At 63.2% G+C, this 14,526-nt stretch carries 12 protein-coding genes; 8 read left to right on the forward strand and 4 right to left on the reverse strand.

Going from position 1 to position 14,526, the window contains the following annotated elements; all coding sequences use genetic code 11:
• Positions 1-26 precede the first annotated feature (26 nt).
• The 7 genes from murD (at position 27) to ftsZ (ending at position 9,223) form a co-directional block, all read left to right on the forward strand.
• Entirely contained in the window at positions 27-1,412 is a 1,386-nt protein-coding gene (gene murD, locus O9Z63_RS03305) for a UDP-N-acetylmuramoyl-L-alanine--D-glutamate ligase (RefSeq protein ID WP_270127872.1), read from the forward strand.
• Between the two features lie 48 nt (positions 1,413-1,460).
• Positions 1,461-2,654 (forward strand): FtsW/RodA/SpoVE family cell cycle protein, encoded by a 1,194-nt coding sequence (locus tag O9Z63_RS03310; RefSeq protein WP_270127874.1) that lies wholly within the window; start codon positions 1,461-1,463, stop codon positions 2,652-2,654.
• Positions 2,655-2,764: 110 nt separating this feature from the next.
• Entirely contained in the window at positions 2,765-3,853 is a 1,089-nt protein-coding gene (gene murG, locus O9Z63_RS03315; RefSeq protein WP_270127875.1) for an undecaprenyldiphospho-muramoylpentapeptide beta-N-acetylglucosaminyltransferase, read from the forward strand.
• Positions 3,854-4,007: 154 nt separating this feature from the next.
• Positions 4,008-5,429 (forward strand): UDP-N-acetylmuramate--L-alanine ligase, encoded by a 1,422-nt coding sequence (gene murC / locus O9Z63_RS03320; protein ID WP_270127876.1) that lies wholly within the window; start codon positions 4,008-4,010, stop codon positions 5,427-5,429.
• The gene (locus O9Z63_RS03325; RefSeq protein WP_270127877.1) at positions 5,413-6,177 is read left to right on the forward strand and encodes a cell division protein FtsQ/DivIB; all 765 of its coding nucleotides are present in this window, start codon (positions 5,413-5,415) and stop codon (positions 6,175-6,177) included. The genes murC and O9Z63_RS03325 overlap by 17 nt, the downstream gene beginning before the upstream one ends.
• A 96-nt stretch (positions 6,178-6,273) precedes the next feature.
• Positions 6,274-7,653, forward strand: a complete 1,380-nt coding sequence (gene ftsA / locus O9Z63_RS03330; RefSeq protein WP_269560312.1) for a cell division protein FtsA — start codon at positions 6,274-6,276, stop codon at positions 7,651-7,653.
• Between the two features lie 82 nt (positions 7,654-7,735).
• Positions 7,736-9,223 (forward strand): cell division protein FtsZ, encoded by a 1,488-nt coding sequence (ftsZ, locus tag O9Z63_RS03335; protein ID WP_270127878.1) that lies wholly within the window; start codon positions 7,736-7,738, stop codon positions 9,221-9,223.
• Between the two features lie 69 nt (positions 9,224-9,292).
• Here the strand turns inward: ftsZ and O9Z63_RS03340 are convergent, their stop codons facing one another.
• On the reverse strand, positions 9,293-9,514 hold the full coding sequence (locus O9Z63_RS03340; RefSeq protein ID WP_270127879.1) for a hypothetical protein: 222 nt from the start codon (positions 9,512-9,514) through the stop codon (positions 9,293-9,295).
• Positions 9,511-10,644, reverse strand: coding sequence for a cytochrome-c peroxidase (locus O9Z63_RS03345; RefSeq protein ID WP_270127880.1), 1,134 nt, complete (start codon positions 10,642-10,644; stop codon positions 9,511-9,513). Before O9Z63_RS03345 ends, O9Z63_RS03340 begins: the two co-directional genes overlap by 4 nt.
• 174 nt (positions 10,645-10,818) lie before the next feature.
• Here O9Z63_RS03345 and O9Z63_RS03350 point away from each other — a divergent pair, with 174 nt between their 5' ends.
• Entirely contained in the window at positions 10,819-12,099 is a 1,281-nt protein-coding gene (locus tag O9Z63_RS03350; protein WP_270127882.1) for a chloride channel protein, read from the forward strand.
• 245 nt (positions 12,100-12,344) lie between these two features.
• Here O9Z63_RS03350 and O9Z63_RS03355 read toward each other — a convergent pair whose 3' ends face one another.
• On the reverse strand, positions 12,345-13,334 hold the full coding sequence (locus O9Z63_RS03355) for a transporter family protein (RefSeq protein ID WP_270127883.1): 990 nt from the start codon (positions 13,332-13,334) through the stop codon (positions 12,345-12,347).
• A gap of 139 nt (positions 13,335-13,473) precedes the next feature.
• Positions 13,474-14,526 (reverse strand): cytochrome c peroxidase, encoded by a 1,053-nt coding sequence (locus O9Z63_RS03360; RefSeq protein WP_270127885.1) that lies wholly within the window; start codon positions 14,524-14,526, stop codon positions 13,474-13,476.

The following is a 14,526-nucleotide window of genomic DNA, read 5'->3' on the forward strand; positions in this document are numbered from 1 at the left end:
AGTACCCAATACTCAATACTGAAAGAATGCACTACGTCATCTTAGGAGCTGCGGAAAGTGGGGTAGGGGCGGCGCTGTTGGCGCAGGCCAAAGGCCACACCGTATTCGTGTCCGACCAAAGCCCGATTCAGCCTGTATATAAGGAGAAGCTGCACGCGGCCGGCATTCCGTTCGAGGAAGGCCAGCACACCATGGCCGAGGTGATGAAGGCCGACGAGGTAGTGAAAAGCCCTGGCATCCCGGAGAAGGCGCCGGTTATCAAGGCGCTGCGGGAGAAGGGTACGCCCATTATTTCGGAGATTGAGCTGGCCGGGCGCCACACCAAGGCCCGGTGCATCTGCATCACGGGCACCAACGGCAAAACCACCACCACGCTGCTCACCTACCACCTGCTGAAGGAAGCAGGCTACAAGGTGGGCCTGGCCGGCAACGTAGGCTTCTCGCTGGCCGAACAGGTGATTGAAGATCAGCACGAGTACTACGTGGTAGAGCTGAGCAGCTTTCAGCTGGATGACACCTACGACTTCCAGCCCTGGATTTCGGTGCTGCTCAACATCACGCCCGACCACCTGGACCGCTACGAGTACTCGCTGGAGAAGTACGCCCAAGCCAAGCTGCGCATCGTGCGCAACCAGGACAGCAGCAACTACTTCGTTTACAACGCCGACGACGAGACCATCCAGCGCCACTTCAAGGCGGCGCTGCGGCCCGTCAACCAGCTGCCCTTTAGCCTGCACCACCGCCCCGACTACCAGCTGGGCGCTTACTATATCGACGAAACCGACATCTGCGTGGATATGCAGCCGGGCTACTTCAGCAAGACGGAGAAGCTCAGCATTGCGGCCTCGCCGCTCATCGGGCAGCACAACCGCCAGAACATGCTGGCGGCCGTGCTCTGTGCCCGCCTAGCCGGGTTGGAAAAGCCGCAGATTGAAGCCAGCCTCGGCACCTTCCACAACGCCGACCACCGCCTGCAGCCCGTGGGCGAAGTCCAGGGCGTGCGCTTCATCAACGACTCCAAAGCCACCAACGTGGAAGCCGCCTGGTACGCTCTCGATGGCATCCGGCAGCCCATCGTCTGGATTGCGGGCGGCACCGACAAGGGCAACGACTACACCACGCTGGTGCCGCTGGCCGGCTCGCGCGTGAAGGCCCTCATCTGCCTCGGGGCCGACAACGAGAAGCTGCGCGAAGCCTTCGGCGACGTGGTGCCGCACCTCGAAGAAACCCGCAGCGTGGACACGGCCGTGCGCCGCGCCGCCGCCCTGGCCGAAGCCGGCGACGTGGTGCTGCTCTCGCCGGCCTGCGCCAGCTTCGACCTGTTCAAAAACTACGAGGACCGCGGCCGCCAGTTTGCCGCCGCCGTGGCCCGTTACGCCGACGACCTCACCCGGGAAGAAGCCAACGAGTAACGGCCGCGCCCCACGCGTCCCAATACATCACTCCCCCAACCCACCATCATGGACATCATCAAAAACTGGCTGCGGCAGAACCTGAAGGGCGACCCGGTGCTCTGGGGCATCGTGATTCTGTTTTCGCTGATTAGTATGGCCGTGGTGTACTCGGCCACGGGCACGCTGGCGTATAAGAACGAACTGCGCGGCCGGGCGGGGTCGTCGGAGATGATTCTGTTCAAGCACACCAGCCTGATTTTCGCGGGCCTGGCCTTGATGTGGTTGGCCCACCGCATCGACTACCGCAACTACTCGCGCCTGTCGCTGTACGCGCTGCTGGCCTCGGTGCCGCTGCTGCTGTTCACGTTCTTCATGGGCGGCACCACCCTTAATGACGCCTCCCGCTGGCTGACCATCCCGGTCATCAACCAGACCTTCCAGCCCTCTGACTTAGCCAAATTGGCTTTGATTGCCCACGTGGCGTCTATGCTAAGCCGGCGGCAACAAAACGTTCATGATTTCAAGACTACGCTGCTGCCTGTGATGCTCTGGGTGGGTTTGATTTGCGGTATCATCATCTTGAGTAATGCTTCCACGGCATTGTTATTATTTGGCACTTGCCTGCTGCTAATGTTCATTGGCCGCGTGCCTCTCAAGCAGATGGCCGTAATGGTGGCTATTGGGTTAGTGGTAGGCGTTGTAGGGTTAGCCTCAGGAGAGCGGTACCATACATTTGTGTCGCGCATCGAGAACTTCACCGACAAGAGCAAGCCGGTGCCGTTTCAGCTGGAGCACTCCTACATTGCCATTGCCACGGGCGGCGTCACGGGCAAAGGCCCCGGCAACAGCACCGAGCGCAACATCCTGCCCCACCCGTACTCCGACTTCATCTACGCCGTCATTATCGAGGAATATGGCCTTGTGGGCGGCGTGGCCGTGCTGTTTCTGTACTTGGCCTTCCTCTATCGAGGGCTGCTGACGGTGGTGAACAGTCACGGCGCGTTTGGGGGGCTGCTTTCGGCGGGGCTGAGTTTCAGCTTAGTCTTGCAGGCCATGGTGAATATGGGCGTGGCCGTGGGGCTGGGCCCGATTACCGGCTTGCCGCTGCCCCTGCTGAGCATGGGTGGCACCTCGCTCATCTTCACTGGCATCAGCGTCGGTATTATCCTGAGCGTAAGCCGTGGCGAGCGGGAAATCCGCCCCGTAGTCGGCGAGCCCGCCGACACCGTGCGGATTCCGCGCAAAACAGCCTACGCTTAGTGCCTGGTGCCTGGTGCTCAGTGCATAGGCCGTTCAAGTGAAGTATCGCTCATGAACGACCTATGCACTGAGCACCAGGCGCTAAGCACTAACAAATAAGCACTAACAAAATGAAATTCATCATCAGCGGCGGCGGCACCGGGGGCCACATCTTCCCGGCAGTGGCCATTGCCAACGAGCTGCGCCGCCGCCTGCCCGACGCCGAAATCCTGTTTGTGGGCGCCAACGGCCGCATGGAGATGACGCGCGTGCCGGAAGCCGGCTACAAAATCGTGGGCCTCGACATCAGCGGCCTGCAGCGCCGCCTCACGCCCGAAAACCTGATGTTTCCCATCAAGGTGATGCGCGCCGTGCGCAAAGCCGGCAAGCTCATCGAGCAGTTCCGGCCCGATGCCGTGGTGGGCGTGGGCGGCTACGCTTCGGCGCCGGTGCTGCTGGCGGCCACCTCGCGCGGCATCCCCAGCCTGATTCAGGAGCAGAACTCCTACGCCGGCCTCGTGAACAAGCTGCTGGCCAAGCGGGTCGATAAAATCTGCGTGGCTTACGACGGCATGGACAAGTTCTTCCCCGCCGACCGCCTCGTGCTCACCGGCAACCCGGTCCGCACTGAAATAGCCACCGGCAACCGCGCCGAGGCTCTGGCTTTCTTCGGGCTCGACGCCAGCCGGCCGGTGCTGCTCGTGATTGGGGGCAGCCTGGGGGCCCGCACGCTCAACCAGGCCACCGCCGCCGCGCTGCCGCGCCTGCAGGCCGCCGGCGTGCAACTGCTCTGGCAAACCGGCAAAGTCTACTACCCGCAGGCCCGGGAGCAGGCCGCGCCATACACTGCCACCGGCCAGCACGCGCTGGAGTTCGTGCAGCGCATGGACCTGGGCTACGCCGCCGCCGACGTGGTGGTCAGCCGGGCCGGAGCGCTGTCGGTGTCGGAACTGTGCCTCACGGGCAAGCCCAGCATCCTGGTGCCCTCGCCCAACGTGGCCGAAGACCACCAGACCAAAAACGCCATGGCCCTGGTGCGCAAAGATGCCGCCCTGCTCGTCCCCGATACCGAAGCTGCCACCCGCCTCTACGACGAGGCGCTGGCGCTACTGCAGAACTCCACGCAACAGCAGCAGCTGAGCGCCAACGTGCTCCAGCTCGCCCGCCCGGCCGCCACCACCACCATCGTGGATGAGCTGCTGAAGCTGGTAAAGCAGTAGTAACTACAGCCCGTCCGTCATGCTGAGCCTGTCGAAGCATCCCTACCGCTTCGTTGCAGTGCCAATTGGTTAGCCAGCAGTAGAGATGCTTCGGCAAGCTCAGCATGACGGTCAACGATTCACTCCATCACCTCATTACCCCATCACTTCACACGTGAAACAGCTCGTCTACTTCCTTGGCATTGGCGGCATCGGTATGTCGGCGCTGGCCCGCTGGTTTCAGGCCAACGGCCACCAAGTGTCGGGCTACGACAAAACCCGCACGCCCCTGACCGACGCGCTGGAGGCCGAAGGCATTGCCGTGCATTTCGAGGATGCCGTAAACCAGATTCCGCTTGAAGTGCGCCAGAACCCCGGCAACACGCTCGTAGTCCTGACCCCGGCCATTCCAAAAGACCACCAGGAGTGGGCCTGGCTGCGCGAAAACGGCTTCGATATCCGCAAGCGTAGCCAGGTGCTGGGCGTGCTCACGCAGGGCCACCGCACTATTGCCGTGGCCGGCACCCACGGCAAAACCACCAGCAGCAGCATGGTGGCGCACTTGCTGCACCATGCCGGCGTGCCCAGTGCGGCCTTCCTGGGCGGCATCAGCGTGAACCTGGGCTCCAACCTGCTGCTGCCGCCCGCCGGCCACCCCGATGCGCCGGTAGTAGTAGAAGCCGACGAGTACGACCGCAGCTTCCTGACGCTACATCCCACCATTGCCATCGTCACAAGCACCGACGCCGACCACCTCGACATCTACGGCGACAAAGAGTCGCTGGTGGAGTCGTTCCGGCAGTTTGTGGGCCAGATTCAGCCCGGCGGCACCCTGCTCATCAACCACACCGCCGACCCCAGCGTGGCCGCCGCCGCCCCGGCCGGCGTGCGGGTGATTCGCTACGGTTTGTCGCAGGAGCAGGGGCCGGAACTGTACGCTACGGGCATCACGGCTCAGGGCCACGAGTTCCATTTCGACCTGCACGGGCCGCTGGGCACCGTGGCCGGCCTCACGCTGGCCGTGCCGGGCTTTCACAACGTGGAGAATATGCTGGCCGCCGCCGCCGTGGCCCAGCTGGAAGGCGTGGCGCCACAGGCCCTGCAGGCGGCCGTGGCGGCCTACCGGGGCGTAAAGCGCCGCTTCGAGTTCATCCTGACGGCCGGCACGCCCGCCGCGCCTCAGGTGTATCTTGATGATTATGCCCACCACCCACGCGAAATCGAAGCGTTCCTGCGTTCTGTGCGGGCGCTGTATCCGGGCCGCCGACTCCGCGTCATCTTCCAGCCCCACCTGTTCTCCCGCACCCGCGACTTCGCGCCGGGCTTCGCCGAAAGCCTGAGTTTGGCCGATGAAGTGGTGCTGATGGATATCTACCCGGCCCGGGAGCTGCCCATGCCCGGTGTTACGTCCGAATTGATTTTGTCCCAAATAACCGCGCCCAAAAAATCGTTGCAGACCCGCAACGAAATTCTGGCAAATGCCGAAACAGGCACGGATTTCGACGTGCTGGCCACCGTCGGTGCCGGCGACATCGATCAGTTGGTACCGCGTTTAAAGAATATTTTACATCTTCGTTGGCATGGAACTCAAGCGTAAGGTCAATAACGTGCTGTTTGCTACCGGCTGCCTCGTGCTGCTGGGCGGGCTGGCCGTGTTTGCCGGCGTGCGCCAGGCCAGCCGCCCCGTGGGCCAGGTGATTGTGACCATCGGCAACGAGTTCAACAACTTCTTCATCAGCGAGCGGGAAGTAACGGCCCTGCTCACCCGCGACGGCCGGCAGCGCCTGGAGGGCGCCACCCCCGACGAACTCAACCTGCCGGCTCTGGAGGCCCGCCTGAAGGCGCACAGCTTCGTGAAGGACGCTCAGGTGTACCGCGACTTGGCCGGCAACCTGCACGCCGACGTGCGCCAGAACCGCCCCATCGCGCGCCTCGTGCACGCCGACACCCGCCAGGACTGCTACCTCGACGCCGACGGCCACAAGCTGCCGCTGTCGTCGCTGTTTACGGCGCGGGTGGTGCCGGTGGCGCGGCCGGGCGGCCAGCCGCTGTCGGCCGGCTTTTTTCAGGATTCCACCGGCCGGCGCTACCTGGAGCTGCTGCGCTACATCGACGAGCATTCGTTCTGGCGGGCCCAGGTAGCCGAGGTATTCATTGCCCCCAACGGCAAGGTTTCCTTTACCCAGCAAATAGGAGACCAGCAGGTAGAATTTGGTTTTCCTGAGAATATTTCGGAGAAATTTGCGAAACTGATGGTATTTTACCGACAAATACCCCCGGCCCTGGGCTGGGACACGTACCACCGCGTCAACATCGAATTCAAAGACCAGATAATCTGTGAGTGAGATTTTCTTACTCTGTTAGCTTGAAAAGGCTATTTTTGCCTTTCTACACCTGCTCTCCACCGCACCTCTCTGCCAGCTTTCCCCGACATCCTCCCCATGCAGCACGATAAGATTGTAGTCGGCCTCGACATTGGAACCACCAAAATCTGCGCCCTAGTGGGCCGCAAAAACGAATTTGGCAAGCTCGAAATCTTGGGCATGGGCAAAGCCGTGTCGGAGGGTGTCGTGCGCGGTATCGTGTCCAACATCGACAAAACCGTAGACGCTATCAAGCGGGCCATCCGGCAGGCCGAAGAGCAGTCCGGTATTAACATTGGCGTGGTGAACGTGGGCATTGCCGGCCAGCACATCAAGAGCTTGCAGCACAACGGCAGCATCACGCGTGCCTCGGCCGACAATGAAATCACGCAGGAAGATGTGGAACGCCTCACCGGCGACATGTACCGCCTCGTGACGCCGCCCGGCTCGCAGATCATCCACGTGATGCCCCAGGACTACAAAGTCGACTACGAGGAAGGCATCATGGACCCTGTGGGCATGTCGGGCGTGCGGCTGGAAGGCAACTTCCACATCATCACGGCCCAGAGCACGGCCATCAACAACATTAACAAGTGCGTCACGAAGGCCGGCCTCGAAATCGACAACCTGATTCTGGAGCCGCTGGCTTCGAGCATGTCGGTGCTGTCGGATGAGGAGAAGGAAGCCGGTGTGGCCCTGATTGACATCGGGGGCGGCACTACCGACCTGGCTATTTTCAAGGACGGCATCATCCGCCACGCGGCGGTGCTGCCGTTCGGTGGCAACATCGTGACCAGCGACATCAAGCTGGGCTGCCAGGTGATGCAGAACCAGGCAGAGCAGCTGAAGGTGAAGTTCGGCAAAGCCATTGCCGAGGAAGCTTCCGACTACGAAATCGTGAGCATCCCCGGCCTGCGCGACCGGGCACCCAAGGAAATCAGCCTTAAGAATCTGGCCTACATCATCGAGGCCCGGATGGAGGAAATCATCGAGCTGGTGTATGCTGAAATCCAGCGCACCGGCCACGCCGACAAGCTGGCGGCCGGCATCGTGCTGACCGGCGGCGGCTCGCAGCTCCAGAACCTGGTACAACTCACGGAGTACGTTACGGGCCTCGACACCCGCATCGGCTACCCCAACGAGCACCTGGGCAAGAGCAAGATCGAAGCCGTGAAGTCGCCGATGTACGCCACCACGGTGGGCCTCGTGCTGACCGGCTACCGCTCGCTCGATGAGCGCCTGAACCGCAACTACGAGCAGCAAGAGGAAATTCGTCCGGCGGCCGTGCCTTACTACCAGGCCGCCGCGCCGACTCCCGCCCCGCAGCCCGTGGCCAAAGCAGAGCCGCAGAAACCTGCTGAACCCAAGAAGCCATCTGGTGCCAGCAAGTTCCTGTCGGACATCATCAGCCGCACCAAAGGCCTGCTCATCGACGATTTCGACGATAAGCAGTACTAAAGGTGTTAAATGGTTGAATTGCTAAATGGTTGTCGATGAACGACCAACAATTTAACCATGCAACCATTTAGCCATTCACTTCATGAATTATAAATTCGACATCCCGGCGCAGTCCAAGTCCATCATCAAGGTGATTGGCGTGGGTGGGGGCGGCTCCAACGCCGTGAACCACATGTTCAGCCAGGGCATCAAGGACGTGGAATTCGTCATTTGCAACACCGACAAGCAGGCGCTGGCATCCTCCACGGTGCCCAACCGCCTGCAAATCGGGCTGGACCTGACGGAAGGCCTCGGCGCCGGCGCCAACCCCGAGCGGGGTAAGCAGGCGGCCATCGAGAGCCGCGAGCAGATTCGGGAGCTTCTCAGCAACGGCACCAAAATGGTGTTTATCACGGCCGGTATGGGCGGTGGTACGGGCACCGGTGCGGCGCCGGTTATTGCCAAGGTGGCCAAGGAGCTGGGCATCCTCACGGTGGGGATAGTGACGGCTCCGTTCATGTTCGAGGGTAAAAAGAAGCGCCAGCAGGCCGAGCACGGCATCAAGGAGCTCAGCGAGAACTGCGACACCGTACTAGTGATTCTTAACGATAAGCTGCGCGAGATTTACGGCAACCTGCCCATCCGCTCGGCCTTCGCCAAAGCCGATAACGTGCTGAGCACGGCCGCCAAGTCCATTGCCGAAATCATCACGGTGACGGCCGACGTGAACGTGGACTTCGAGGACGTGAAAACGGTGATGAAGGACAGTGGCGCCGCCGTAATGGGCAGCAGCATCACGGAAGGCGAAAACCGCGCCCGCCGTGCGGCCGAGGAAGCCCTGGCTTCGCCGCTGCTCAACAACACCGACATTCACGGTGCCCAGCGCATCCTGCTCAGCATCATGTCCGGCGACCAGGCCGAGCTGGAAATGGACGAGCTGACCGAAATTACGGAGTGCATCCAAGACAAAGCGGGCCAGAACGCCGAGGTGATTTTTGGCCACGGCATCGACGCCACGCTGGGCCAGAGCATCCGCGTGACGGTAATTGCCACGGGCTTTGCCCGCGAGGCGCACACCATCACGGCGGTGCCGGTGCGGGAAGAGGAGCCGGCGTTGCCGCAGCCCGAGCCACAGCTGAACGTGTTCAACAAGGAGCCGCTGGACGTGTCGTCGGCCCCGGTGGTGCCGTCCTTCACCAGTTCTCCGCAGTCGGTTGCGGCCACGCCCGAGCCGGTAAAATTCGATCTGGAAACGTCGCCGTACACGGGGCAGGTGCCGCCGGTGGCCGCGCCTTCGTCGCCGGCTCCCGAGCCGGTGGTGTACCAGGCTACCCAGCCCGCGCCGCCTATTGCCGGCCGCCCCGCCATCGACGCCCGCGCCGATGAGCGCCGCCGCCGCCTGCAGGAACTCAGCAATGGTCTCACCAACGACGCCATCAAGGACCAGCTGGAAACGCCGGCCTACCTGCGCCGCCAAGTGAAGCTGGAAAACGTGACGCCCTCTTCGGAGCGCAACATCAGCCGCTTCAACCTTTCCGACGACAACGAGCTGCTGGGCGATAACCGCTTCCTGCACGACAACGTCGACTAACGAAACGCTAGCACAAGCAGAACGGCCCGCTGAGATATTCTCAGCGGGCCGTTCTGCTTGGTAGGGGCGCTACCGGCGCGGGGCCGACAGCGGTACGGAGTCGAGCCGGGTGCTGTCGGCTGTGGGGGAGTAGCGCGGAGCGGCAGGCTCCCGGTCGGGGCTGAGCTGGTTGTGCGAGGCCACCGAGCAGGCTCCCAGCAGCAACGCCAGCCCGGCGCCCAGCAGCGCGCCGCCAAACGGCCGAGTCAGGATTTTGCGGCCATCATTGCGGGGGAAGAAGAAAGGCTTCAAAATGGATTGGAAAAGCGCGGATTCTGGATGAACGTAGAATCAGTGAGCGTTTTGAGAAAGGCTACGAGCTGGCGCTTCTCGGTGGCGGTAAGGTCGAGTTTGGTGCCGCCGTTGGTGTTGGACAGCAGCAGAATGGGGTCGACGTTGGGGCTGTTGGTGAGGATGTGCTCGTTGTAGTGGTCGACTACTTCTTCCAGCGTCCGGAACCGGCCGTCGTGCATGTAAGGTGCCGTCAGGGCAATGTTGCGTAGGGTGGGCACACGGAAGCGGCCCCGGTCAGCGTTCTGGCCGGTCACGTTGAAGCGGCCCTGGTCGGTGAAGGTCAGGTCGAGGCCGTTGTTGAAGTACTGGGTGGTGCCAAGGCGGCTGGCCGTGAACAGGAAGTTGTTGCCGTTGTGGCAATGGTCGCAGGAGCCGCCACGGGCCGTGGCAATGCCGCCTTCGCCCGGGTGATTGAAGAACAGCACGCGGCCGGCCCGCTCATCAACACTCAGCACGGCCTGCCCCAAGAGCGACTTTTCGTAGCGCGAATTCGACGAAATCAGGGTGCGCTCGAACTGCGCCAGCGCCTTGAGCACGTTGGCTTCGGTGATGGTAGCCGAGCCGAACGCCTGCGCAAACAGGGGCGGGTAGAGGCTGGTTTGCTGCAGCTTGCTCACGCCCACGGCCAGCGACTGGTGCAGCTCCACCGGGTTTTCGATGGGCGTGCGGGCCTGGGCTTCGAGGGTAGTGGCCGAGCCGTCCCAGTTCAGGTTGGGCTCCCAGAGCAGGTTCACCAGCGACATGGTGTTGCGTGGGTGCGGAATGCCGTCGACGCCAATGGCACGGGTGCGCCCATCGGTGAAGGCCTTGCTTTGCTGGTGGCAGCTTCCGCACGACATGGTGTTGGTGCTGGAAAGCCGGGTTTCGTAGAACAGCTTACGGCCCAACTCAATGCCTTCCACGGTGAGGGGGTTGTCGGCGGGCAGCGTCACGCTTTGAGGCAGCTGCGAGGGCAGCACCAGCGTGTAGGGCGTAGCCGGGGCCGACGGCGGACTGGGCGGCGCCGGATCGTCCGGGTCTTTACCGCAGGCTGCAGCCAACAGCAACAAACCGAACAGCGGCAAACAGAAGCGCAGGCGGGTAGTCATCGGCAATGGGCAGAAAGCGAGGAAGAAGAGGTTCAAGATACGGAATATGCCTTCAACGTATCCGCCGGCCTGTTTCGTTTCCCGGCGCCGGCCGCGTGGCGTCGGCGGGAGTGTCTGCGCGCAGTTTGCGTACTTTGGGGCCGCCTACCGCAGTGGAGGCGTGTTTTAGCTGACATGATTATCCAGCCCCGAGCGCTGTTGCGCGAATATAGTTTGCTGCTGCTGTTCAGTTTCCGCTGGGTGCTGCTGAGCGCCATCGTGGGGGGACTGGCCGGTACGGCGTCGGCAGGCTTTCTGGTGGCGCTCGACTTCGTGACCAACTGGCGCGAACTGCATCCGTGGGTTATTGCGCTGCTGCCGGTCGGCGGCCTGCTGGTGGGGCTGCTCTACCACTACTGGGGTAAAAGCGTGGAAGGCGGCAACAACCTGCTGCTCGATGAAATCAACCAGCCCGCCCAGCTCGTGCCGCTGCGCATGGTGCCGCTGGTGCTGGTGGGCACGCTGCTCACGCACCTGTTTGGCGGCTCGGCGGGCCGCGAGGGTACGGCCGTGCAAATGGGCGGCGCCCTCGCCGACCAGCTCAGCTGCTGGCCGCGCCTGATCCGGCGGCGGGAGCGGCGGTTTCTGCTGCTGGCCGGGCTGAGCGCCGGCTTCGCCTCGGTGTTCGGGACGCCGCTGGCCGGGGCGGTATTTGGGCTGGAAGTGGTGGTGCTGGGCCGCCTGCGTTACGATGCGCTGCTGCCCGCCTTCCTGGCCGCCGCCGCCGCCGACTACGTGACGCGGGCCTGGGGCGTGGGGCACACGGCGTATCCGCTGCTGGCAGTGCCTGCCTTGGCGCCGTTGCCGCTGCTGAGTGCGGCCGCCGCCGGGGTGGCGTTCGGGCTGGCCGGGCGTTTGTTTGCGGGCGCTACGCACGTCGTATCGGACTTCTACAAGCGCACGATTGCTTGGCCGCCGCTGCGGCCGGTGGTGGGCGGGGCCGTGGTGGCGCTGCTGCTGTGGGCGGCGGGCACCACGCGCTACAGCGGGCTGGGCGTGCCCACCATCGTGCAGGCGTTTCAGGAGCCGCTCCCGGTCTACGTTTTCGCCCTGAAAATCCTGTTTACCGCCCTCACGCTGGGGGCTGCGTTCAAAGGGGGCGAAGTGACGCCGCTGTTTTTCGTGGGTGCCACGCTGGGCAACGCCCTGGCGCTGGTGCTGCCGCTGCCCATGCCGCTGCTGGCTGGCCTGGGTTTCGCGGCGGTGTTTGCCGGAGCCGCTAATACGCCCCTGGCCTGCACGCTGCTGGCCATGGAGCTGTTCGGGCACGAGTGCGGCCTCTATGCCGGGCTGGCCTGCGTGGTGAGCTACCTGTTCTCGGGGCACCGCGGCATCTACGGCGCGCAGGTGGTCGGCCAGGCCAAGCACGGCCTCTGGCAGCGCCAGCAAGGCCGTCGCCTGCGGGATTTGCTGTAATTGGTGATGAAGTGATGGGGGGATGAGGTGAAACGTCATGCAGAGGCGTGGACGGAACAGCTTGCGTGGGCCTCACCCCCCGGCCCCCTCTCCCGTGGAGAGGGGGAGCCGGACGATTTTTCTCAGGCGACAGTGTTTTTTGGGATTAGCACGCTAGCGAGATTCCTCGCAAGCTCTGCATGACGTTCTTTCTTTACCTGTCACCTCATCACCTCATCACCTCATCACCAATCCACCAAAACTCATCACTTCAACAGATACTTGGTTTGCTTGAGGCTGTAGCCGACGGCCAGCACCAGGCGGCCGGCGCTGGTGGGGTGGTCGGTGGGGGCGGTGTAGACGGGGAGCTGCACGCTGGCATTCAGCGACAGGTTTTTGTAGTACACATCCAGGCCGGGGCCCAGCAGGGCGTTGTGCATGGCGTGCTCGCCGGTGAGGCGGCCCTCGAACATTTCGCCCTTGGTTTTCTCGTAGAACAGCTGCGCCGACGGGTATAGCTGCCAGTTTTCGCCGAGCGGTACCCGGTAGAAGAGGTTGGCGAAAGCAGCTACACCGGGGGCCAGGCTTTCCTGAAACCGGTTGCTGACTCCGCGGCGGTAGCTGGAGTTAAGGCTGAGGCCGAAGCTGCGGTAGCTGCCGATATAGTTGGCGTACACGAATCCGTCGGTGGTGCCGGTGCCGGGTTGCGTGAGGGTGGGGTAGCGCCGGCCGGCGGGGCTGCTACGGCGGAAGCTGCCGGTGGGCAGTTTCAGGCCGCCACCCACAATCAGGCGGCTCTGCACGCCGGCCGTTTCGATGTTGCGCAGCAGGTGGTAGCCCGCGAAAACCGTCACGTCGCCGAGGCCGCTGAGGTTAAGCTGCCGGCCGTTGATCTGCGACGTGTTCATCACGTAGGGCACGAAGGCGTTCAGCTCCAAGCGCTTGGCCAGGAAGTACTTGCCGCGCATCTCCACCACCCGAAAGGCCTCAAAATCTGTGGGGTCGCCTTTATGGGAGTGAGTGTAGTCGTTGTCGGCGCCGTTGAGGGGGCGGGCCAGCAAGGGGCGGGCGCCGTTTGGGAAGAACTGCGGGTCTTGGCCCAGGGCTTGGTAGCCGTTGAAGATGCGGTAGCGGTGCATCAGCGAGAAGCTGCTCTGGTTGTCGTAGGGCGTGATGCCCATAAAGCAGCCGCAGATGTCGCAGGCCAGCATGGTCCGAGCCGGCAGGAGCACCAGCAGCAGTAGTATCTTTTTCATTGGAAATTTCAGAAGGAAAGGAGCCGACCCGCGCCTGATCCGGCCGATGTATGGCCGTCGTGTCGGGTGGCAACATAGGAGCATCAGGCCGCATAGAAATCGGCCTGATGCCTGCCTGTCAGGAGCTGGCAGCCGGGGGCTACTGCTCGGAAAGCTGCGGATTACGCAGAAACTCTTCGTCGGAAAGGGTGGCCAGAAACGCCAGCAGCTGGGTGCGCTCCGCAGAGGTGAGCGGAATTCCCGGCGCCTGGCCCGGCCGTCGCAGCTGCGCGTCCAGCGTGGCCGATTCCGTCATGCCGTGGTCGTAGTGGTCGAGCACCTCGCTGAGCGTGGCAAAGCGGCCATCGTGCATGTAGGGCGCGGTGTGCAGCACGTTGCGCAGGCTCGGCACCTTGAACCGGCCCACATCAATGCTGCGCCCGGTGATGTGCGCCCGCCCCGAATCGGCGGTAAAGCGGCTGTCGAGCCCGTTGTTGCGAAACGACTCGTCGGTGAACAGCTCGCCGGCGTGGCAGCTGCCGCACTTCTGGCGCAGTACGGCCAGGCCGCCTAGTTCCTGCTCACTGAGGGTACCACCAGCTTCCTGCCGCACGTGGCGGTCGTAGCGGGAGTTAGCCGAAGTGAGAGCCGCCGTGAATTGCGCCAGCGCCCGCAGAAACTGGTAGGAATCAATGGCGCCGCTGCCGCCAAACACCTGCGCAAACCGGCGCCGGTAGCTGGCATCGGCGTTCAGCTTGCGCAGCACATTTTCCAGCGTTTCGTCCATCTCCACGGGGTTGGTGATGGGGGCCAGCGGCAGGGTTTCAATGTTGCTCGGGCCGCCGTCCCAGAAGAAATTGGGCTTCCAGCGCAGATTCTGCAGAGCCGGCGCGTTGCGCGTACCCAGCCGATTGTCTACGCCGTGGCTGAGTGTGTGCCCGGCGTGGGCAAACGCCACGAACTGCTGGTGGCAGCTGCCGCACGACACGTCGCCCGTGCGCGACAGGCGCGGGTCGTAGAACAGGCTACGGCCCAGCTCAAAAGCGGCGCGGGTGGGCGGGTTTTTCTCCGGCCCATACACCGGCACGGGGAAGTTGCCCGGCACCTGGGTGCCGGGCACTTCGCCTATGGGGGCCACATCGGCATCGGGCTGGCAGCCACTGGCTGACAGCATCACCAGTAGGCCGTAGCAGATCTGTAGCGGCTTCTTCAT

This window comes from Hymenobacter yonginensis, assembly GCF_027625995.1.
Taxonomy (GTDB): Bacteria; Bacteroidota; Bacteroidia; order Cytophagales; family Hymenobacteraceae; genus Hymenobacter; species Hymenobacter yonginensis.

What these genes read in the sequence shown, in the direction of transcription:
- O9Z63_RS03350 (WP_270127882.1), top strand. Translation starts at nt 10,819, where the DNA reads ATGATTATCCAGCCCCGAGCGCTGTTGCGCGAATATAGTTTGCTGCTG.
- O9Z63_RS03310 (WP_270127874.1), top strand. Translation starts at nt 1,461, where the DNA reads ATGGACATCATCAAAAACTGGCTGCGGCAGAACCTGAAGGGCGACCCG.
- O9Z63_RS03360 (WP_270127885.1), bottom strand. Translation starts at nt 14,526, where the DNA reads ATGAAGAAGCCGCTACAGATCTGCTACGGCCTACTGGTGATGCTGTCA.
- ftsA (WP_269560312.1), top strand. Translation starts at nt 6,274, where the DNA reads ATGCAGCACGATAAGATTGTAGTCGGCCTCGACATTGGAACCACCAAA.
- ftsZ (WP_270127878.1), top strand. Translation starts at nt 7,736, where the DNA reads ATGAATTATAAATTCGACATCCCGGCGCAGTCCAAGTCCATCATCAAG.
- murD (WP_270127872.1), top strand. Translation starts at nt 27, where the DNA reads ATGCACTACGTCATCTTAGGAGCTGCGGAAAGTGGGGTAGGGGCGGCG.
- murG (WP_270127875.1), top strand. Translation starts at nt 2,765, where the DNA reads ATGAAATTCATCATCAGCGGCGGCGGCACCGGGGGCCACATCTTCCCG.
- O9Z63_RS03345 (WP_270127880.1), bottom strand. Translation starts at nt 10,644, where the DNA reads ATGACTACCCGCCTGCGCTTCTGTTTGCCGCTGTTCGGTTTGTTGCTG.
- O9Z63_RS03355 (WP_270127883.1), bottom strand. Translation starts at nt 13,334, where the DNA reads ATGAAAAAGATACTACTGCTGCTGGTGCTCCTGCCGGCTCGGACCATG.
- O9Z63_RS03325 (WP_270127877.1), top strand. Translation starts at nt 5,413, where the DNA reads ATGGAACTCAAGCGTAAGGTCAATAACGTGCTGTTTGCTACCGGCTGC.